20 protein-coding genes and 2 pseudogenes are annotated in these 20,212 nt (G+C 33.5%); 10 read left to right on the top strand and 12 right to left on the bottom strand.

The window, feature by feature from the left end:
- Positions 1–22: 22 nt before the first annotated feature.
- The 7 genes from BDW31_RS00700 to BDW31_RS00670 all read right to left on the bottom strand — a co-directional run bounded on the left by BDW31_RS00700 (position 23) and on the right by BDW31_RS00670 (position 6,392).
- Positions 23–2,281: an ATP-binding cassette domain-containing protein gene (locus BDW31_RS00700; RefSeq protein ID WP_110708941.1), complete on the bottom strand. Its 2,259-nt coding sequence runs from the start codon at positions 2,279–2,281 to the stop codon at positions 23–25.
- A gap of 44 nt (positions 2,282–2,325) precedes the next feature.
- Entirely contained in the window at positions 2,326–3,111 is a 786-nt protein-coding gene (locus BDW31_RS00695; RefSeq protein WP_110708939.1) for an arylamine N-acetyltransferase family protein, read from the bottom strand.
- Positions 3,112–3,277: 166 nt separating this feature from the next.
- Complete coding sequence (locus tag BDW31_RS00690) at positions 3,278–3,913, bottom strand: ABC-2 transporter permease (RefSeq protein ID WP_016930604.1); 636 nt, start codon at positions 3,911–3,913, stop codon at positions 3,278–3,280.
- Positions 3,913–4,758 carry an ABC transporter ATP-binding protein gene (locus tag BDW31_RS00685; protein WP_110708937.1) on the bottom strand — a complete coding sequence of 282 codons (846 nt, stop codon included), beginning with the start codon at positions 4,756–4,758 and terminating at the stop codon, positions 3,913–3,915. The genes BDW31_RS00690 and BDW31_RS00685 overlap by 1 nt, the downstream gene beginning before the upstream one ends.
- Before the next feature lie 90 nt (positions 4,759–4,848).
- Positions 4,849–5,565 carry a DUF3169 family protein gene (locus tag BDW31_RS00680; RefSeq protein ID WP_110708935.1) on the bottom strand — a complete coding sequence of 239 codons (717 nt, stop codon included), beginning with the start codon at positions 5,563–5,565 and terminating at the stop codon, positions 4,849–4,851.
- On the bottom strand, positions 5,562–5,765 hold the full coding sequence (locus BDW31_RS00675; RefSeq protein WP_011274640.1) for a helix-turn-helix transcriptional regulator: 204 nt from the start codon (positions 5,763–5,765) through the stop codon (positions 5,562–5,564). Before BDW31_RS00675 ends, BDW31_RS00680 begins: the two co-directional genes overlap by 4 nt.
- 144 nt (positions 5,766–5,909) lie before the next feature.
- The gene (locus BDW31_RS00670; protein ID WP_110708933.1) at positions 5,910–6,392 is read right to left on the bottom strand and encodes an RrF2 family transcriptional regulator; all 483 of its coding nucleotides are present in this window, start codon (positions 6,390–6,392) and stop codon (positions 5,910–5,912) included.
- Positions 6,393–6,538: 146 nt separating this feature from the next.
- On the opposite strand from BDW31_RS00670, the pseudogene BDW31_RS13000 reads away from it, so the two are divergent.
- The 3 genes and pseudogenes from BDW31_RS13000 to BDW31_RS00660 form a co-directional block, all read left to right on the top strand.
- A pseudogene (locus BDW31_RS13000) lies at positions 6,539–6,926 on the top strand (EamA family transporter); the annotation flags it as partial.
- Between the two features lie 12 nt (positions 6,927–6,938).
- Positions 6,939–7,454, top strand: coding sequence for a DMT family transporter (locus tag BDW31_RS00665; RefSeq protein ID WP_483883063.1), 516 nt, complete (start codon positions 6,939–6,941; stop codon positions 7,452–7,454).
- 361 nt (positions 7,455–7,815) lie between these two features.
- Positions 7,816–8,985 carry an MFS transporter gene (locus tag BDW31_RS00660; RefSeq protein WP_110708931.1) on the top strand — a complete coding sequence of 390 codons (1,170 nt, stop codon included), beginning with the start codon at positions 7,816–7,818 and terminating at the stop codon, positions 8,983–8,985.
- Positions 8,986–9,053: 68 nt separating this feature from the next.
- Here BDW31_RS00660 and BDW31_RS00655 read toward each other — a convergent pair whose 3' ends face one another.
- Both BDW31_RS00655 and BDW31_RS00650 read right to left on the bottom strand, forming a co-directional pair.
- Positions 9,054–9,617: a hypothetical protein gene (locus tag BDW31_RS00655; RefSeq protein WP_016930610.1), complete on the bottom strand. Its 564-nt coding sequence runs from the start codon at positions 9,615–9,617 to the stop codon at positions 9,054–9,056.
- Between the two features lie 73 nt (positions 9,618–9,690).
- Positions 9,691–11,232 (bottom strand): bifunctional metallophosphatase/5'-nucleotidase, encoded by a 1,542-nt coding sequence (locus tag BDW31_RS00650; RefSeq protein ID WP_110708929.1) that lies wholly within the window; start codon positions 11,230–11,232, stop codon positions 9,691–9,693.
- A 318-nt stretch (positions 11,233–11,550) separates the two neighbouring features.
- On the opposite strand from BDW31_RS00650, the gene BDW31_RS00645 reads away from it, so the two are divergent.
- The 5 genes from BDW31_RS00645 to BDW31_RS00625 all read left to right on the top strand — a co-directional run bounded on the left by BDW31_RS00645 (position 11,551) and on the right by BDW31_RS00625 (position 16,060).
- Positions 11,551–12,510: a phosphate/phosphite/phosphonate ABC transporter substrate-binding protein gene (locus tag BDW31_RS00645; RefSeq protein WP_110708927.1), complete on the top strand. Its 960-nt coding sequence runs from the start codon at positions 11,551–11,553 to the stop codon at positions 12,508–12,510.
- 315 nt (positions 12,511–12,825) lie between these two features.
- Positions 12,826–13,599: a phosphonate ABC transporter ATP-binding protein gene (phnC, locus tag BDW31_RS00640; protein ID WP_110708925.1), complete on the top strand. Its 774-nt coding sequence runs from the start codon at positions 12,826–12,828 to the stop codon at positions 13,597–13,599.
- Between the two features lies 1 nt (position 13,600).
- Entirely contained in the window at positions 13,601–14,401 is an 801-nt protein-coding gene (gene phnE, locus BDW31_RS00635) for a phosphonate ABC transporter, permease protein PhnE (protein WP_110708923.1), read from the top strand.
- Positions 14,398–15,225, top strand: coding sequence for a phosphonate ABC transporter, permease protein PhnE (phnE, locus tag BDW31_RS00630; RefSeq protein WP_110708921.1), 828 nt, complete (start codon positions 14,398–14,400; stop codon positions 15,223–15,225). Before phnE (BDW31_RS00635) ends, phnE (BDW31_RS00630) begins: the two co-directional genes overlap by 4 nt.
- Positions 15,226–15,682: 457 nt before the next feature.
- Entirely contained in the window at positions 15,683–16,060 is a 378-nt protein-coding gene (locus BDW31_RS00625; protein ID WP_070632177.1) for a magnetosome magnetite crystal formation protein family, read from the top strand.
- 129 nt (positions 16,061–16,189) lie between these two features.
- Here BDW31_RS00625 and BDW31_RS00620 read toward each other — a convergent pair whose 3' ends face one another.
- Positions 16,190–17,233 carry a hypothetical protein gene (locus tag BDW31_RS00620; protein ID WP_258365713.1) on the bottom strand — a complete coding sequence of 348 codons (1,044 nt, stop codon included), beginning with the start codon at positions 17,231–17,233 and terminating at the stop codon, positions 16,190–16,192.
- A gap of 208 nt (positions 17,234–17,441) precedes the next feature.
- Between BDW31_RS00620 and BDW31_RS00615 the strand changes: the two genes are divergently transcribed.
- Positions 17,442–17,930 carry a GNAT family N-acetyltransferase gene (locus BDW31_RS00615; RefSeq protein ID WP_110708916.1) on the top strand — a complete coding sequence of 163 codons (489 nt, stop codon included), beginning with the start codon at positions 17,442–17,444 and terminating at the stop codon, positions 17,928–17,930.
- 648 nt (positions 17,931–18,578) lie between these two features.
- Positions 18,579–18,701: pseudogene (locus BDW31_RS12995) on the top strand (KxYKxGKxW signal peptide domain-containing protein); the annotation flags it as partial.
- A gap of 344 nt (positions 18,702–19,045) precedes the next feature.
- Here the strand turns inward: BDW31_RS12995 and BDW31_RS12990 are convergent.
- Together BDW31_RS12990 and BDW31_RS12985 are read right to left on the bottom strand one after the other, a co-directional pair.
- Positions 19,046–19,180, bottom strand: coding sequence for a hypothetical protein (locus BDW31_RS12990; RefSeq protein WP_256122440.1), 135 nt, complete (start codon positions 19,178–19,180; stop codon positions 19,046–19,048).
- Positions 19,181–19,921: 741 nt separating this feature from the next.
- Positions 19,922–20,095, bottom strand: coding sequence for a hypothetical protein (locus BDW31_RS12985; RefSeq protein ID WP_201420457.1), 174 nt, complete (start codon positions 20,093–20,095; stop codon positions 19,922–19,924).
- Between the last annotated feature and the right edge of the window lie 117 nt (positions 20,096–20,212).

Below are 20,212 nucleotides of genomic sequence, written 5' to 3'. Positions count from 1 at the left end.
TGGGGGTGTTTGTTTTGTTTACTTATTGGCCAATATATCGTTTTAAATGTTTAGCGGTTACGGAATTGTCGATGTCAAAAATGCCTTCAGGTTCACCCGCATAAAGTAATTGACCACCTTTATCTCCAGCATAAGGCCCAATATCAATTAACCAATCCGCCTGAGTCATCATCGTTAAATTATGTTCAATCAAGATAACCGTATTGCCTTCTTCAATAAGATGATTAAAGCAATCAATTAGAATTGGTAAATCATCTTCATGTAGCCCAGTCGTTGGCTCATCAAAAATAAAGATCTTATCGTTCACATCTTGTGTCAGGTAACGGCTTAGTTTCACACGTTGAATTTCACCACCTGAAAGGGTATCTAATGATTGTCCAAGAGTCATATAGTTTAATCCAGTATCCGCTAATGCTTGAAGCGGTCGTGTAATACCTGGACTGTCGCTAAATTTCTCAATAGCTTCATCTACGGTTAACGCTAAAATATCCGCAATAGAATAGCCTTCCACTTTTGCTTCTAACACTTCTGGACGATATCTTGTACCACCACATAATTCACATACTTGTGAAAAGTCTGGCATAAATGCAAGTTCCGTTTTTAAAACCCCTTTACCATGACATTCCGGACAGGCACCTTCTGAATTATAGCTGAACATACTCTTCTTAAGACCAGTATGTTGACTAAAGAAACTACGTACATCATCAAAGATATCTAAATAAGTAAGTAGATTAGAACGATTTGATGCATGGACAGGTTTCTGATCAATAAAGATCGCCTCTTGTTCACGTTCAAATCCTGCAGTGATGAGTGAACTTTTACCTGAACCTGCAACACCTGTAACAACAGTCATTGCATGCTTAGGTAGTTCAGTTGAGACATTTTGTAAGTTATTGCGACTAATATTAGCAATTTGAAGCATGTCTTTCGCTTTACGTGGCGTTTTTTTAAGTTGATGCTGACGGTTCAACGCCTGACCAGTACTTGTGTCCGAACTGAGTAATTCATTATAAGAGCCAGTAAATGTAATTTCACCGCCATTTTTTCCTGCTAAAGGTCCTAAATCAATAACGTGATCAGCAGTCTTGATAACATCTGGATCATGTTCTACAACGAGGACTGTGTTGCCCTTATCTTTTAAGGATTGAATGATATCGTTGATACGCTGAATATCCTCTGGATGTAGTCCGACACTTGGTTCATCAATAATATAGACTAAGTCTCTTAAAGGACTATTAAGGTGACGAATGAGTTTAATACGTTGTGACTCACCACCAGATAGTGAAGTTGTTTCTCGCGCTAGTGTTAAATAATTCAATCCAATATAACTTAATGCTTCTAGTTGCTTCTTAAGTGGCTCTATAATCACACGGGCTTTGTCTGATTTTATTTTTCTTAAAAAGTCTAACGCCTCATCGATTTGTAGGTTTGTAAATTCTGCAATATTTAAGCCATTGATTTCACAGCTTAATACAGTGTCATTAAGACGTTGTCCATGACAATCAGGACAATCATGTTTCGATACTACACGGTCAATATCTTCTTTAAAACGTTTCTTTTCAAAATTATCATTGAGTAAAAATGAACGACGGAAACGATGAATAAGACCTTCAAATTTGGCAGTTCTAGGCCAATTTGATGGTGGATTCTTTAATTTAGTTGGTTCGGTGTATAAAAACGTATCCATTTCTTCTTTCGTATAATCCTTTAATTTCTTATCATTATCAAACAAACCTGTATATAAATAACGTTTACCTCGCCAACTATCAGGTCTAAATGAAGGGAATTTAATCGCATCCTCATTAAGTGATTTATCATAATCAAGTAATTCATTTAAATCAATATCCTCAACATAACCTAGTCCTGAACATGTTTCACACATACCTTTAGGGTTATTGAAAGAAAAGATATCTGAATAACCGACAAATGGTTTGCCGATACGTGACCATAGCAGTCGGACAGACGCGTAAATATCAGAAATTGTACCTACAGTTGAACGAGAGTTACCTCCAAGTCGTTTCTGATTAATAATCATTGCGACAGGAAGATGCTTAATTTGATCGACGTCTGGTTTCTCATATTGTGTCAGTTGATGTTGCACATAACTTGAATATGTTTCATTTAACAATCTTTCAGATTCTGCAGCTACAGTATTGAAGACGAGGGAAGACTTACCCGAACCTGAACGCCCTGTAAAAACTGTTAATTGATTCTTCGGAATTGATACATTTATATTTTTTAAGTTATTTTGTTTGGCACCAATAATTTCTATATTAGTCATAATTACACCTCTTAAATCTAGATTACCTTGCTGGTCATATTAAATTATGCTTCTAGTGGTTTGATTTTAACATCAAGATTAAAGTATTTTTTTAAAATATTTCGGTAGTTATCTGAAGTTACATCATATTTATCTTTGCCATCTTGTTTACTTAGCGTTAGATGGTGTGAGGACATCGTTGCTCGTCCAAATGATTGTGGTTGAGTAACGATAAGTTGTTGTACAAAAATAGAATCTGGATGTTGTGAATTATATTGAATCATATCTTCAAAATCTTCTATTTGCTTAGGTTGGAAACGAGCCTCGTAACGTGTAATCCAACTATCATCTTCGAGTTTCTGAATGCTATAAGTTCCTTCATGTTCTGAAATTGCTCGGAATTTACCGGTAATATCTGTAACGGGGTGAGTAGGATCTATATTTGTAATAGGCAAGGCTTGTAAAGGTAAGTCACCAAAGCCTACATCTGTGACATAATTTACGTCATTAATTGGAACTACAAGTGACATGTGTGAACCTTCTGGACTACGATTGCCATTAGGTTGTTCAACAGTTGCAGACATACGATATACGGTGAAACCTTTTTCTTCAAGGTAAGTCCCAAAGAAATGATTCATTTCGTAACAGAATCCACCACGATGCTGATTGATCAATTTATCATACAAATCATTAATTTCTACAGAAACAGGCATGCCATTTTGGACATTGATATTTTCAAAAGGAACCGCCAACATATAGCGTTTAATATAATAATTGAGTGCTTCAAGTGAAGGTTCATGATATTTTGATGAATCAATATTTAAATAGTGTTCGATAGTTTGAATATCCATTAGATGAGGACTCCTTTGTTAAAAGCTTTTAGTAATCCATACCCTATAATGATGGAATGACGCATGTAAGAATAGAGACGAAAAAGGTTCCAAACACTTGATAGCAGTTGATGCCTCGTGTTTAGAACCAGTATTAATATATTAAACTATGTTATTATTCAAAAAATTACAGTTCTTGTTTGTTGAAAATGGCTATTGAAATGAAATAAGAAGCCACTAAACAAATCAAACCAAGTATTGCATATAAACTAATGAAAAGGATATCTGTAGGATTTGTTCCTAAATCAGAGAATGAACCTGAACGTACAATGGCAGACATAATAACACCAAAGTAAGTAATAAAGAATAAAATAAGAACGATAACCGATGTTGAAATCATGATGACATTTGAATTTTCAGGACCAAATTTAAATGTTAACGGGAACATGATAGCATATGTGCCTGCCGCACCAATACCTACTAAACCTGAAATAAGTGTTAACATTAAATTCTGATGTATCGCTAATACTGCAATTAATCCAATAATTAATCCGATAAAGATGAGTATGCCATAAAATGCGAAATAACTTTTAATGTAAGCACTTCGATGTGTTGGCAATGTTGAAATATAATACATCCATTTAGAATCTTTTTCTCGCTTTAAGTTATCCGTCACTGGTGACAATAAGAAAATCATTGGTAAGAAACATGCCATTGCTGGATTTATAAAAGCGAATAAGAAACTTGCTACAATAGCTACAATTAAATATGTGATAAGTGATTTTTTAGATGCATAGAAACTACTTAAAATTAGACCTTTCATTATTTATTACCTCTCATAATTAATTTTGTTGCGTCATCAATAGTGTTAAGTGGGTTAGCGTTTGTCACACTAGACCAATCCTTGACTAAGATTTGGCGTTGACCTTGTCTCACTCTTGATGCAATGATGATGTCTTGTGGAATATCTAAAACATCATGCTCATCAACTTCGACAATACCGTATTGATTTAACAATTCTTCCTTGCTTTCTTGAAGTACAATTTCACCATCACGCATAAAGATTAATTTTGTAGCTAAATGTTCTATATCTTCGGAAATATGAGATGAAATGAGTATGCCATTACCCTCTGAAATATAGTCTTCCAACATTTCAATGACTTCTTCTCGTCCTGATACGTCCATACCAGCAGTTGCTTCGTCCAGTATGAGTAATTTTGTATCATGCGCTAGAGCCATGGCTAAGGCTGCTTTCATACGCATTCCTCTTGAGAATGTTTTAATTTGAGCGTTAGTTGGTAATTCGAAACGCTGAATGACTTCAAAGAAACGATCACTGTTCCACGTTTTGAAAATATTCTCAAAAACTTTATCCATATCTTTAATTTCGAGTTTATCAGGCACACGTAAGTCATCGAATACAACGCCAATATGCTCTTTGTATGCATGATCCTTATCAGAGATAACTTGATCAAAAAATGAAATCTCTCCAGAATCTTTAAAACGGTTACCAACTAATGTATTAATCAATGTTGATTTACCTGAACCATTCTTACCAATTAAACCAATAACTTCGCCAGGTTGAAGTGTTAAAGAAATATCTTTCAAATGGAAATTGGATTTCTTGTACGACTTGTTGAGATCTTGCACTTGCAATAGATGTTCCATAATAAACCACTCTTTCTGTTGATTAGTATTAGATTTAATTCAATTAAAGATTAGTTGCTTTTATCATAATATAGATTAATTAATAAATAACTAGGATTTGTAAAATTTACGTACTTTTAACATATAACCTAAACTGTTATAGGCGAAAATAATTATTAAGAATAGTATCCCTAATGTTTGATTTGAGTCAGTATCAATAGAGAAGATACCTAAAAATATAATTGCGATCATTAATAGTACTAAGTTTACTCCGTAGTTTTTATACATACTTACTATAGCGATATGACGTTCACCTTCATCCAAAAGTGCTAAGGTTTTTTCAGTATAATTTTTTTCTCCTATTTTAGGATAACGTGAATCGAAACGACGATTGAAAAAGCCTAGCATTATTGAAGGTATGATGGTCAACATGTAAGGGATGGTAGCGTACAATACATCAATATTTGAACCATGACCAAAGACGATTAATAAAAGCGCAACAAAACTTATGATTAATTGAATATAGGTGATGATACTAGATTTATTGAAGTTTAAATTGGATTTCATTTCGAATAAATCAGCATCATCATCTTCAATAGAATTGAGACTTTGATTTTTAAATTTAAGCGCATCTTTTTGAACTTTCCACAAATAAAATGTAAGACCGATGATAATTAGCGATGCAATGATACAAATGATTAACCCAAAATGGGTATGTGCAAAATTAACATTTGATAGAAAAGTACTAATACTTCCCATTGAAGAACCCACAAAACCACCAATAATGCCACCAAGTACTAGTAATATAAGATAGCGTTTTACTTTCATAAATCTCCCTCCTCAAATATAAAGACATTTTCAACTGGTTCATTGAATATACGCGCAATTTTAACGGCTGTTAAAATGGACGGCATAAAATCATTACGTTCAATCAAAGAAACTGTTTGCCGAGAGATACCGGCTTGTTTAGCGAGTTGTGTTTGATTGAAGCCATCGCGAGCACGTAATTCTTTAAGACGATTTCGCAATATTCATCAACTCCTTGGCTTTTACGTTACATTATCTTTGTCATTTCGACAAGTATATTAGTCAAAAAGACTTGTATTTTTGTCAAATTAGATATAAAAAGTAGCCTTCGGGTTGTCTGAAGTAAGACATCCTGAAGGCTTGTATTACAGTGTTTTGCTATTTGTTAAAACCCATTGGTTTAAATCGTTTAGACGATATTTTGTGACGATGTTTTGATTTACTTCATCTAGTGTAATAGAAGTTAATGTTGAAATTAGAGTAGCTTCAATTTTATTTAGAGCATGACTAACTACGCACATTTCTGCTTTTTGACCTTCATTTTCACCTAAGAAGGGCTTCAATAATTGCTGACTAGAAAAGATCGCGTCTCGACCTTCAATTGCTATAAAAACATCATAAAATGTGATTTGATTTAAAGGCTTATTTAAAGAAAAGCCACCATTTTTGCCTGTAGAAGAATTAACGAGACCTTCTTTAACAAGAGCTTTAATAATCTTCTTTAAATAAGAATCTGAAACATTTAAACGATCACTTAAAGCAGTAGAGGTCATCACGCTATGTTCTGGTAGTAGATTCAGCATTATGAGAACATAGACGGCTTGTTCCCATCCTATAGATAATTTCATAACAGTCCTCCAATGATAGACGTTTATTTCATTATAAAATATAATATAAAATTTTTATATATTATGATTGAAAAATAGAAAGGGTGCATTATAATACTAATTAAAGATAAAGAATATCTTAATTATCTTTAATATATAACCTGGAGATGACATCTATGAATTTACATCAACGTTCGCATTTATACTTCTATATATGTATTATTTTAACGACAATATGTATGGGATCTTCTTTTCCAACTGGGAAGTACCTCATCTCAATTGAACACGTGCCACCTATGTTACTAGGCGGATGGCGTTTTACCATCGCGGGATTCATTATCTTATTGGTTTTATTTTTGAAAAGGGGCGTTAAAAACACATTACCATCAATTGCTCATAATAGTTATAAAGGCTTTATATTTGTCGTTACAATCGGCTGGAACGATGGGATTATTAAATATAGCAATGTCATTGGGTGTATCCTCTTCAATGTCAGGTGTTTTACTGTTTACCAATCCATTATGGTTAGCTGTTCTTGCACATTTCATACTGAAAGAGCGGTTAACAATGATTAAAATGGTTACACTCGTGATTGGTGTGGTTGGGGTTACGGTATGTCTAGGGTTAGATCGTACATTGCTAGGGTGGGGTGCGTGTGTCGCATTACTTGGTTCACTATGTTGGTCATGTAATACTGTCGTGACCAAGCAATTTAAGTTTGATAAAGGTGCATGGGTATTAACGGGATGGCAACTATTATTTGGTGGCATCATCATGCTCTTGATTAGCCAATTGTTAGGAGAGCACTATCACATTGAACAATTGAATGGTTGGGGATGGTTATGGTTTTGGTGGCTTGTGTTTCCTGCGTCTATTGGATCAATTGGATTATGGTTTAGCAGTTTGAATTTATGTGGTGCCACTATTTCGAGTAGTTTTTTATTTTTAGTGCCCTTATTTTCAACCATTTTTTCAATTATAGGGTTAGGTGAACCTTTTACATTGCACATTATGATAGGCGGATTATGTGTTGTAATAGCATTGATAATTATTAATTATTCGCCACATCACCTGAGAATTTAAGATAATAAATGTTTGAAAAATCGAATGATCGCATTAAATAGTTCTAGGATAATATTAATTATGAGTTCCCAAAGTGGCTGTTTGGATTTAATCTTTTTTAGATTCAGACATCATTTCACTCCTATGCTAGTTAGATTAACATAGCGACATTTTGATTGAAAATGTTACATATATGGAAGGTTTTCGAAATACTACATACTTGAAATTGTCTTAATTTTAATACAATGAAAATATATGAAAACTTGCGAACACTGACTTAAGAAAATAAAAAATCTGAACAAACTTCTTCACATGGTATCTAATTTTTTGTAATATAGCACTCGTATTATTTTTGAGAGCGACAAAAAAGGAGGTAGCAATGATGAAAGGTAACAGAATGATGTTCTTCATATTCATGTTAGGTACATTTACAGTAGGAATGGCAGAGTATGTTGTAACGGGATTACTAACTCAAATCGCAAGTGATATGAAAGTGTCTATTTCAAGTGCAGGTTTATTAATCAGTGTATATGCTGTGAGTGTTGCGTTAATTGGACCATTTATGCGTATATTCACAATGAATGTTCGTGCCAAACGCTTATTACCCATTTTAGTTGCCATATTTATAGGTAGTAATATTGTAGGGATGTTGGCACCCAATTTTCAAGTATTGCTGTTATCAAGATTGTTGTCAGCTTCAATGCACGCACCATTCTTTGGCGTGTGTATGAGTGTGGCTGCAGCCGTTGCACCTCGTGGTAAACAACCGCAAGCCATCGCATTAGTCCAAGCAGGATTAACAATTGCGGTTATGATTGGTGTGCCATTCGGCTCATTCTTAGGTGGCTTTGCGAATTGGAGAGCCGTATTTGGCGTTATGATTGGTTTAGCGATTATTACAATGCTAGGTATATTGAAGTTTGTACCAGATGTATCTCTAAGTACAGAATCTAATTTAAAAAATGAATTAAAAGTATTTAAAAATCCACACATTTTAATCGTGATGTCTATTATTGTCTTTGGTTATTCTGGCGTATTCACAACATATACTTTTATGGAACCAATGATACACGACTTCGCACCTTTTAAAATAGTAGGCTTAACAATTTGTCTATTTATGTTTGGGTTAGGCGGTGTGTTAGGCAACTTAATCACAGGGAATGTGCCAGAACCTAAACTGACAAAATATCTATTTTATACGTTTTTATTACTATTTTTAACTATCATATTATTTGTCACTTTTGTGCATAATGCGATTTTAGCCATTATTATATGTTTCTTATTTGGATTTGGAACATTTGGTACGACACCGTTATTAAATAGTAAGATTATATTAAGTGCCAAAGAAGCACCATTACTTGCGAGTACATTAGCGGCGTCTATCTTTAATGTGGCAAATTTTTTAGGTGCCATTATCGGTTCAATTTTATTATCAATCGGTTTACCTTATTTAATGATTACCTTTGTGTCAGGGGGAATAATTATTTTAGGTATTTTAATTAATGCAGTTAATTATTTTTATGAAAAGAAACACATTCAATTTGAAGAATAATAGTTAAATTGAAAACACCTCTAATGTCAGTTTATCTTTATACCGATGTTGGAGGTGTTCTATTATAGTTATTCAGATTCGAATTTTAATGTTGGTTCGTACATATCGTGATTGAAGTGATGTTTAGAAAATTGACGTAAATCATTTATGAACGTATTTATGTTACGATCTAATTTCTCTTTGGTTCTCACGATGATAACGCGCTTATCGTCAGAGTTTGTTTCGTATTTATCATTATAGATTCTTGCAGCTATAGAAAATTTAGAGATATAATTCTCCAGTGATTCATAGCAATTTAGCAAATCACGAATAGGTTTATTAGATTCTTCTTCATGGTGACTCATAGTACCCAATAATTCTTGGATTTGATCGTCTAATTTTACAAAAAGTTCCTCCACGTCATCGCATTTTTCTAACGTTTGCGGCTTGTTTATTAGAGCATTGGTTTCACTTAAATGAATTTTACTTATTTTAGATGCTTTATAAGCAGTTAAATCTATCATACTCAAAATATCATTTTTATAATCTTCACGTTTTTCTTCTTTCTCTTTAGTGATTTGATATTTAATCCCCCAAAATGTTCCAATTAGCGCAAAGATACCTCCGACAATGGCAGCTAAAAATTCACTCATAATAATGAACTCCTTTTCTAGTGAGAATATTTACACTTATATTTTACATTATTTAAATAGTGTGAGAAGAGAATTATTGTTTGACTTTAAAGTTAACAACTTGAGGTATATTGTGCAAATCACCATTAGTAACGAAATCGATTAAAATTTGTGAGCCTTCTTCTTGTATATCTTTAACTACAGGTGCTTCAGCGAACATGTCATAATTACCACCGCCTACAGCACGATAGTTGTTGACACAAATGGTATAAGTTTTATCACTGATAAGTGGTTCATTGCCAACCTTAATATCAGTTACGCGTTGACCAATAGGTTCTCTTACATGAATGGTATAAGTGATACCGCCATACATGTCGTAGTTAAAATGTTGTGGTTTCGGAAATAAAAATGCATCGTTGATAGTTATTTCATTTTTATCGTTAAGCGTGAAGTAGCTTGCTGATTTTTCTAAAGCGTCTTTAATATCTGCACCTGTAAGTTTTAAAACTTGGAATGTATTAGGAAATGGATAATTATTGATGATATCGCGCATAGTAATACGTTTATTAAATCCTGCTGCAGAGTCGAAGAGTGCTGTGCTAGCAATATTAGCACTACTTTTCTCTAATAACATAACATTTATTAAATTAATAAGTGGATGAGGTTTAATTCGAGCCTCAAATTGATCTTCTACTAACATCGGTTCAGGTAAGGTCGTGATTTCAGTATCTAGCCAGTCTTCTAGATGTGTTAATAGCTTAGAATCTTCCGGTAATAGACTAAATTCTGAGTCTCCCACTACAGGTAACAATTCGCTTTGCGTATCAATAATATGATTATTGTCGTCAATCGTTAGCGTTACTTTACCTATTTGTGTTGCACGTGTACCAGGTTGAATAACGGCAGTTTCATACTTAACTGTCGCGATATCTCGATGTTGGTGACCTGTAATCAAGACATCGATACTTTCATGGAAGCGACGTAGAATTTCGGAAGCCTCATTCTCACCAGTTAAATCTTCAGTTGGTTCCTCTGTATCTATATCACATTCGAATCCACCGTGATATGAAACGACGACGATGTCAGCTTTTTCACGGACATTAGGTAATAGTTGGGTAAGTGTTTCAATCGCACTCTTGAAAGTTAAACCTTCGATATGATGAGGTTGTTCCCAGTTGGGAATATATTGCGTAGTTAAACCGATGACGCCTATTGTTAGTCCTTCTTTTTCAATATAATGTACGCCTTCACCTGTAAGAGGTTGCTGTTTCGAATCTAAAATATTAGCACATAGCACTGGATGGTTAAGGTCATGAAGTGTGTCTTTAAGATAAGGCAAGCCGTAATTAAATTCATGGTTACCAATCGTTCCCAAATCAAAATTCAAGCGATTATATATCGCTGTTAATGGTTTGCTAGTGTGTATCTCTGAAACTAAATAATTGCATAAAGGTGATCCTTGTAAGAAATCCCCGTTATCTATTTTGAAGTAAATATCGTCGTTTTTGCTTGATTGTTCGATAAGTTGATTAGCATATAACAAACCCATAGGTAACTGTTGATTCGTCTGTGAGAAATCAGTTGGGAATATGTAGCCGTGAACATCACTAACGATATAAAAGCTAAGTTGAGTCATAAGTACCATCCTTTCATTAATGATAGTTATTTATAATTATAAGGTATGCGTGATAATCAATCATTATTCATATCCAATAATAAATTTATTTTTATAGAAAAAAATTATAGTAAAAAAATTATAGTAAAAAATATATGCAGAATAGATTTTAAGAAGATTTTTTAGAAATAATTTACAATAACTTAATGATATAAACGTATTTTATATAAATTTTATGTTAATTAAATACTATTTCAATTAATATTGTGCTAATCTTATATTGTCAATTAAATTGACAAATTACACGATTTATACATATCGAACGGGGGCATTACAGTTATGAAGCAAATGAAGTATCTTTTAGTGCTAGCTTTAACAGTTATTATTTTTACAGCAGCATGTGGAAATAATAGCTCATTAGATAGCAACAACAAAAGTTCTGACAGCGGTTCTGATTCTGGTAAAGATGGTTACAAACCTAAAGAATTAACAGTGCAATTCGTGCCATCTCAAAACGCGGACACACTTGAAGCGAAAGCAAAGCCACTTGAAAAATTATTATCTGAAAAGTTAGACATCCCAGTAAAAGTATCTGTATCAACTAACTACAATACAATCGTAGAAGCGATGAAATCTAAAAAAGTAGACGTAGGTTTCTTACCACCAACTGCATACACATTAGCACATGATCAAAAAGCAGCAGATTTATTGTTACAAGCTCAACGTTATGGCGTTAACAAAGATGGGTCTAGCTCAGACAAATTAGTTAAAGATTATAAATCAGAAATTTTGGTCAAAAAAGATTCTGGAATTAAAGATTTAAAAGACTTAAAAGGTAAAAAAATCGCATTACAAGATGTAACGTCTACAGCAGGTTACACGTTCCCAATTGCGACACTTAAAGAAGCGACTGGCATTAACGCTACTAAAGATATGAATATTGTAAATGTGAAAGGGCATGACCAAGCGGTTATTTCATTACTCAATGGTGATGTTGACGCGGCAGCAGTATTCCAAGATGCACGTAACATTGTTAAAAAAGATCAACCTAACGTATTTAAAGACACTAAGATTATTAAGTTAACAGAACCTATTCCAAATGACACAATCTCAGTTCGTCCAGATATGGATAAAGAATTCCAAGATAAACTTAAAAAGGCATTTAAAGATATCGCAAAAACAAAAGAAGGTCACAAAATCATCAGTGAAGTATATTCTCATGAAGGATACACAGATGCCAAAGATTCAGACTTTGATATTGTAAGAAAATATGAAAAACAAGTTCAAGATATGAAATAATATTAGAACATCATTAAACGAAATTGAAGTTTTAAAATTATCACAATATATCTAAACTTAGACTAATGAACATTGTAGATTAATAAAAGACAAAGAGGAGCAAGGTCGAAAATAATATTTTTGAGGCTACTCAGCAAATTTGCAGTAGCTGGCTGAACTGAGATGGCACATAAAACAAGCTTTCTCAGTTCTAGTCGTCCTTGTGGGTGTGAGCAGACCCTAGTAAAGGGAATTTCAACAAGCTAAAGATACAACGAATTCATAAACAATTCTGTCTCACGCCTTTCTTTGTAATAAATGAAGGGTGCTATTTAAATGAGTCAAATTGAATTTAAAGATGTCAATAAAGTTTATCCAAATGGTCATGTAGGTTTAAAAGACATCAATTTGAATATTGAAAAGGGAGATTTTGCAGTTATCGTAGGCTTATCAGGTGCAGGGAAATCAACGCTATTAAGATCAGTTAATCGACTTCATGATATAACATCTGGTGATATTCTTATTGAAGATAAATCGATTACGAAAGCTAAAGGTAAAGATCTACTAATGATGCGCCGTAATATTGGGATGATCTTTCAACATTTTAATCTTGTAAAACGATCATCTGTATTACGCAATGTGTTAAGCGGACGTGTTGGCTATCATCCAACTTGGAAGATGGTGTTAGGGCTTTTTCCAAAAGAAGATAAAGTAAAGGCCATGGATGCTTTAGAGCGTGTGAACATTCTGGATAAATACGACCAACGTTCCGATGAATTGTCAGGAGGTCAACAACAGCGTATTTCAATCGCTCGTGCATTAGCACAAGAACCAGCAATTATTTTAGCTGATGAACCTGTAGCGTCTTTGGATCCTCTAACAACAAAACAAGTGATGGATGATTTAAAGAAGATAAATGAAGAATTAGGTATTACAATTCTTATTAACTTGCACTTTGTAGATCTAGCACTTGAATACGGTACGCGTATTATAGGGCTTCGTGCTGGTGAACTTGTATTCGATGGCCCTGCAAGTGAGGCAACTGAGGAAGTGTTTAATGATATTTACGGTCGTAAACTTAAAGATGATGAGAAGCTAGGGGTTGAATAATATGGCGACACCTACAACAAGTAAATATGATGAATATTTAAATAAGAAGTTTTCGCTAAAAACGAGTTTTACTATTTTTCTAGTATTAGCTTTAATAATATGGAGTTTCTTATATACTGGCTTTAGTTTTGCCGATTTAATGGTAGGTTTACCTCAAATTGGTTCATTCTTTGGACAAATGGTACCGCCAGACTGGGTATATATACATACAATATTGAAACCTATGTTAGATACCATTCGCATGGCTATTGTTGGGACATTTCTAGGTGCGATTGTATCTATCCCAATTGCTTTAATCTGTGCAAGTAATATTGTTAAAACGAAATGGATTTCAATTCCGGCTCGTTTTATTTTAAATATTGTGCGTACGATACCAGATTTATTACTAGCAGCTATATTTGTAGCTGTCTTCGGTATTGGTCAAATTCCAGGTGTATTAGCACTATTTATCTTAACTATTTGTGTTATTGCAAAGTTACTCTATGAAGCACTTGAAACCATAGATCCAGGCCCAATGGAGGCCATGACGGCAGTTGGGGCAAATAAAACGAAATGGATTGTCTTCGGAGTTGTGCCACAAATATTATCAACTTTCTTCTCATATGTGTTGTTCGCTTTTGAAATTAACATTCGTGCTTCAGCGGTACTTGGTCTTGTAGGCGCTGGCGGTATTGGATTGTTCTATGATTCTACTTTAGGCTTATTCCAATATCCTAAAACTGCGATGATTATTTTATTTACATTAGTTATTGTTGTCATCATTGACTATGTAAGCTCGAAAGTGAGGAAACAACTCGCATGACACAAAATAAATATAATTTAGAACAAAATTATCCCGTTAAATCAAAAAAGCACAAGGAAAAAATAATTAAAAATTGGATCATAGTAATTGTTGTTTTGGCTATTATTGCGTGGGGTTTTGTAGGAATGCCCGCATTAGAATTAAAATCCAAATCCATTGAAATTTTAAAATCTATTTTTAACGGACTTTTTCATCCGGATTGGGGTTATGTATACATTCCTGCTGGTGAAGATTTATTACGTGGATTACTTGAAACGTTTGCGATTGCGGTGATTGGTACGTTTATCGCTGCTATTATATGTATTCCATTTGCCTTTATAGGTGCACGAAATTTAATCAAAGTACGACCAGTAACTGGCATCACTAAATTTATATTAAGTGTCATTCGTGTATTTCCGGAAATTGTCATGGCTTTAATCTTCATTAAAGCAGTTGGACCAGGATCATTTTCAGGTGTATTAGCCTTGGGCATTCATTCAGTGGGGATGCTAGGAAAATTATTCGTAGAAGATATCGAAAGGCTAGATTTCACGTCAGTCGAGGCATTGAAAGCAAGTGGTGCTAACAAGACGAAAACTGTGATCTTTGCAGTTATACCACAGATATTACCATCATTTTTATCTCTTGTGTTATATCGCTTTGAATTGAATTTACGTTCTGCCTCGATTCTAGGACTTATCGGTGCTGGAGGTATCGGTACACCATTAATTTTTGCACTTCAAACACGTTCTTGGGACAGGGTAGGTATCATATTAATCGGATTAGTTATTATGGTAGCAATTGTTGACTTAATTTCAGGAGCAATACGTAAGCGAATTGTATAGATGAGAGAGTCGAGTAAATATTAAAGTCTATTTAATCGGCTCGATACTCTAAATGTTTAAAATATACCATGGAGATAGGACAATGCATTTGATATGAGTGGCGTCCCATTACCATGGTTTATTTTTTATGTTTTAAAAACCCTATGTAAAGTGTTTTCAAAAATGATTTTGACTTCATTATAGGAATGACGACCCTTTTATCATCGCAGCATAAGCATCACGTTTGTCAGCATTATAACCTTGTCGATGGATTACAGCATTGTGTTCTAACTGCTTTGAAATGTTATTGCATTAAGATATAAATTTTAAGCATTCATTCACTAATTTATTTGCCATAGTTATGTCTCACATTTCTACAAAATTATAAAATATCCGAAATTTACAGAGTTGTAATTTTGGACGCTTTTCCTAAAAGTCTCCTATTTTATATGTTTATATATAAGTGAGGTGAGTAAATATGGAAAATGTAAATAGTAATAAATATAGAAACGATGAATTCTATGGTAGTAGAAATGAAAATATTGCATCATCTATAAGTTATTTAAGTGTGTTTTTTGCACCGATACTATTACCTATTGTAATGTGGATTATCGCTGACAAATCTGTATCAACTCATGCACGTAAAGCTTTATTTAACCATATACTTACTTGGGTTTGCTTTACATTAGCGCCATTAGCATTGATGCTATCTGCTAGTGTTATGGGCAATGCATCAACTAATACAGAAAGCTGGATTGTATTTGGTTCATGGACAATTGCAGTTATATTGGTGGTAGTAGGCGTTTATTTGTTCATTAAAAATATTATTAGAGGCATCAAATTATTATTAGTTTAGAAGTTATAAAAAAGAGGCTATCGCTTATAGGTTGATTCACCTGTAGCGATAGCTTCTTCGTTTTCATATGCATAAAAGAAATGCTCTAGTAATAAAAGTAACAGATAATTAGAAAAATATAGTTATTGCTTATTTAGAAAATTTACGTCTAAGGCTAATTACACCTACGCCTAATATGAAAGCTATAAGACTGTAAACAAACGGTGTCGTTGAGGTGCGTTCACCTGTCATAGGTAATTCATGATGTAATGAAGTTTGACTCGCTTGTTGAGAACGAGTTGCTTGTTTAATAAGTGGCGAATTCATTTGTGATTTTGTTGATTGATCTTGTTGTTTAACTAGACCGTTTTGTTCGACATAGCCATTGAATCCCATGTCATTATCTTCAGCTTGTTGTTTAGTAGAATCTTGTTGAGAATTAGACTTAGATGTTTGTTTAACTAGACCGTTTTGTTCGACATAGCCATTGAATCCCATGTCATTATCTTCAGCTTGTTGTTTAGTAGAATCTTGTTGAGAATTAGACTTAGATGTTTGTTTAACTAGACCGTTTTGTTCGACATAGCCATTGAATCCCATGTCATTATCTTCAGCTTGTTGTTTAGTAGAATCTTGTTGAGAATTAGACTTAGATGTTTGTTTAACTAGACCGTTTTGTTCGACATAGCCATTGAATCCCATGTCATTATCTTCAGCTTGTTGTTTAGTAGAATCTTGTTGAGAATTAGACTTAGATGTTTGTTTAACTAGACCGTTTTGCTCGGCATAGCCATTGAATCCCGTGTCATTATCTTCAGCTTGGTGTTTAGCAGAGTCTTGTTGAGAATTAGACTTAGATGTTTGTTTAACTAGACCATTTTGCTCGGCATAGCCATTGAATCCCATGTCATTATCTTCAGCTTGGTGTTTAGTAGGGTCATTATTGTTAATTACATCATGGTTGAAACCAGGATCAGTATCGTTATTGTCATCAACATCATGGTTGAAACCTGGATCTACATTGTTGTTACTATCTTGGGATGTAATTGGTTGACCATTGTTATCATGGTTGAACTCTTGGTCAATGTTACTTGTTGCTGCAAAAGCATGGCCGTGTGACATAAGTAATAGTGATGATGTTATCAATGTTGTTCCAAAAGCATATTTAAAACGTCTTTTAATCAATTTATTCACTCCTTAGTAAAAAGCATTCTTCATACATAAAGATGATTATTTAATAATTAAAAATATCATAAATATGTATATTTTTAACTTAACATAATAATTTAATTTAAACCTTAATATTTTCTATCAACTGAATGACAGTTTTGTCATATATTTATTTAAGGCAAGCGTATGCTATTATATAATCAACTTTTTGAAAATAAGAGAGGGTGTTTTAATGCAATTACGCAAAGTTACAGAAGAAGACTTGTTCTCACTTATTAAACTTGAAAATGAGGGTTTTACGCCAGATGAAGCGGCAATGCCAAAAACTTTGAAACAGAGAATCAATAAAATACCTGATACATTTATTATCGCTGAAAAGGAAGGACGCATAATCGGATATATTAATGGACCTGTAATTAATCAACGATATATAACCGACGACTTATTTGAAGAGATTCAATCCAACCCTAACAGTGGTGGTTATCTTAGTGTATTAGGTCTAGTCGTTAACAAAGATTATCAAGGACAAGGGATTGCGGGCAAACTGTTAGAGCAATTTGAGAAACTGGCGAAGCGCCAATTAAGATGCGGTGTGACACTCACATGTCGAGAGGCTTTAGTGTCATTGTATGAACGTTATGGCTACAACAATGAGGGAGAGTCAACCTCACAACATGCTGGTATAAAGTGGTATAACATGGTTAAAGAAGTGAAAGGATAAGGTTGAGACGAATACGTTTCAACCTTATATCTATATTATGTTTAATTTATTTCTTGAGTATTCTCACTTTTTTTATTCTCACATTTTAAATAGATATTTCCCTCTTTGGACATTCACTCCAATAATTAAATAATATTTTCTTCTTAAAGCTTTTTGATTAATTTTTAAATTTTAATTTTAAAAGTATAAGAAAACTATATTTTAATAAGAAGAAACTAGTTCTACTTCAACTTAAATATTCTATATTCAATAATAATTCTTCAATACATTCTTATTTTAAATACGATGAATAAAATTAGATAGTTACAAAATTGTTATATAGTTTAATGCTATGTATTTACATGCAGTTTAATGAATTTTAACCCTAATCATTGAAGTGGTTATGTTTATTGGTTGAGGTTATTTTTGCCATTATATCTTATTAAATCAAGCTTCATATACGTATTGCAAGATTAACACTAAAATCAATTTTGAATAGATGATTGAATGTTATTGAGTTTTGTGCAATAAAACCTAGAAAAACTATATATATAGATGTTCTAATTCTGTTGCAATTTACATGTAAAAGGGACTATAAAGATGTAAATTCAAATTAATTGTGGTCAATTAGTTAATTGGGAAGTAAGTGTGAGAATAAAGGAGAGTATTATGTCGAGAAAAGAGAGAAATTTTAAACGGTCCTTTGGTCAAGAAAAAGCTAGGGTCAAACTTTATAAATCTGGTAAACAATGGGTTAAAGCTGGGATTAGAGAAGTTCAATTACTTAAAGTGTTAGGTATACCCTTTTTAAATAAAGATGTTGAACAAATTAATAATTTAGATACTAATAAAGATAAAAATTTTAAAAATCAAGCGATGAAGGCGACAGGTTTAGCAGGAGGCGCCTTTACATTTGCAATGTTGAATGATCATCACGCATACGCAGCTTCTGAAACACCAATGACTTTAGAAATTGCATCTAATAGTGAAACAGTTGCAAATCAAAACTCAACCAAAGTTACAAAGTCTGAAACCTCAACAACTGAGTCTATTTCAAGTCAAACAAGTACCTCCCAAGATGCTACATCTAGTACAAATTCAACAGAAAAAAGTACTTCATCATCTACAACAGATAGTCAAACAAGTACAGATTCAACGTCAGATAAATCTACATCAAATTCTGAAAAGCAAGATAGCTCGATGTCAAATTCTGATACTAAAGCTTCAAGTTCATCAACTACTGATAATTCAACAAGTAATAATAGCACCACTTCAGAGAAAGATACTAATAGTCAAGCCAACACGACATCTACTGATAGTCAAAAAGGTAGTACTTCAACCAATGATAATAGTATTACGTCAACAAGTACAAAAGATAATCAAATAAGAAAAAATTCAACAGAATCAAATAGTATAACGGCATCAAATTCTACATCAGACAGTAATAGTGGTTCAACAGTTTCTATTAATTCAACGACGTCACAGTTAACGAGTACTTCAGAAAGTCAGATAAATACAGATTTAGGTTCTACATTATTAGTGAGCGATTCAACAAGTACATCTACAAGTACAGCACCACTAAAACTTAGAACATTTAGTAGATTGGCAACAACAACATTCGCAGCAACGTCAACTACAAATACTTATACAGGTTCAGGGACTGACACAAATTATAACATACCAATTTACTATAAATTAACAACTGTTAATAATGGAACGTCTATGACATTTACTTATACAGTTACATATGATAATCCAGCAACTACAACGGTTGAAAAGCCAACAGCGTTAAACAATAGTTATGCAATATACAATACAGGTACATCTTATCAAACGATGTTTACATTAGGTAACGGATATGGAACTCCTTCATCTGCCACGAACTATATTACAGACTCAACAGGTACAAAGGTTAGTAATCCAAAAGAAAATTCAACACCTATGGTTAAACAAGGTAATGGATATACTTGGGCAAATGGTTATCAACTGACTGGATATCAGGTTAAACAAGGCTATGGTTTAACAACGACATGGACAGTTCCTATTAATTCTGGGGGCGATACATCGTTTACATTTGATCCGTACTCTACATCTGACACAGGTGGTACTGACTTTTTTAATGGTAAAAAAGTTACTGTAACTGATCCAACAAGTACAGCTAACTCACAAAGCGCGTCAACAAGCACAGCGAACAGTCAAAGCGCATCAACGAGTACGTCAACAAGCACAGCGAACAGTCAAAGCGCATCAACAAGTACGTCAACAAGCACAGCAAACAGTCAAAGCGCATCAACGAGTACGTC

It is taken from the genome of Staphylococcus sp. AtHG25 (genome assembly GCF_003217445.1).
In the GTDB taxonomy this organism is placed as follows: Bacteria; Bacillota; Bacilli; order Staphylococcales; family Staphylococcaceae; genus Staphylococcus; species Staphylococcus haemolyticus.
This window is presented reverse-complemented; position numbering and strand designations above follow the sequence as displayed.

Excerpts from the sequence above, each read along its gene's own strand:
- BDW31_RS00700 (WP_110708941.1), bottom strand. The coding sequence starts at position 2,281 with ATGACTAATATAGAAATTATTGGTGCCAAACAAAATAACTTAAAAAAT.
- BDW31_RS00695 (WP_110708939.1), bottom strand. The coding sequence starts at position 3,111 with ATGGATATTCAAACTATCGAACACTATTTAAATATTGATTCATCAAAA.
- BDW31_RS00690 (WP_016930604.1), bottom strand. The coding sequence starts at position 3,913 with ATGAAAGGTCTAATTTTAAGTAGTTTCTATGCATCTAAAAAATCACTT.
- BDW31_RS00685 (WP_110708937.1), bottom strand. The coding sequence starts at position 4,758 with ATGGAACATCTATTGCAAGTGCAAGATCTCAACAAGTCGTACAAGAAA.
- BDW31_RS00680 (WP_110708935.1), bottom strand. The coding sequence starts at position 5,565 with ATGAAAGTAAAACGCTATCTTATATTACTAGTACTTGGTGGCATTATT.
- BDW31_RS00670 (WP_110708933.1), bottom strand. The coding sequence starts at position 6,392 with ATGAAATTATCTATAGGATGGGAACAAGCCGTCTATGTTCTCATAATG.
- BDW31_RS00665 (WP_483883063.1), top strand. The coding sequence starts at position 6,939 with ATGATTAAAATGGTTACACTCGTGATTGGTGTGGTTGGGGTTACGGTA.
- BDW31_RS00660 (WP_110708931.1), top strand. The coding sequence starts at position 7,816 with ATGAAAGGTAACAGAATGATGTTCTTCATATTCATGTTAGGTACATTT.
- BDW31_RS00655 (WP_016930610.1), bottom strand. The coding sequence starts at position 9,617 with ATGAGTGAATTTTTAGCTGCCATTGTCGGAGGTATCTTTGCGCTAATT.
- BDW31_RS00650 (WP_110708929.1), bottom strand. The coding sequence starts at position 11,232 with ATGACTCAACTTAGCTTTTATATCGTTAGTGATGTTCACGGCTACATA.
- BDW31_RS00645 (WP_110708927.1), top strand. The coding sequence starts at position 11,551 with ATGAAGCAAATGAAGTATCTTTTAGTGCTAGCTTTAACAGTTATTATT.
- phnC (WP_110708925.1), top strand. The coding sequence starts at position 12,826 with ATGAGTCAAATTGAATTTAAAGATGTCAATAAAGTTTATCCAAATGGT.
- phnE (WP_110708923.1), top strand. The coding sequence starts at position 13,601 with ATGGCGACACCTACAACAAGTAAATATGATGAATATTTAAATAAGAAG.
- phnE (WP_110708921.1), top strand. The coding sequence starts at position 14,398 with ATGACACAAAATAAATATAATTTAGAACAAAATTATCCCGTTAAATCA.
- BDW31_RS00625 (WP_070632177.1), top strand. The coding sequence starts at position 15,683 with ATGGAAAATGTAAATAGTAATAAATATAGAAACGATGAATTCTATGGT.
- BDW31_RS00615 (WP_110708916.1), top strand. The coding sequence starts at position 17,442 with ATGCAATTACGCAAAGTTACAGAAGAAGACTTGTTCTCACTTATTAAA.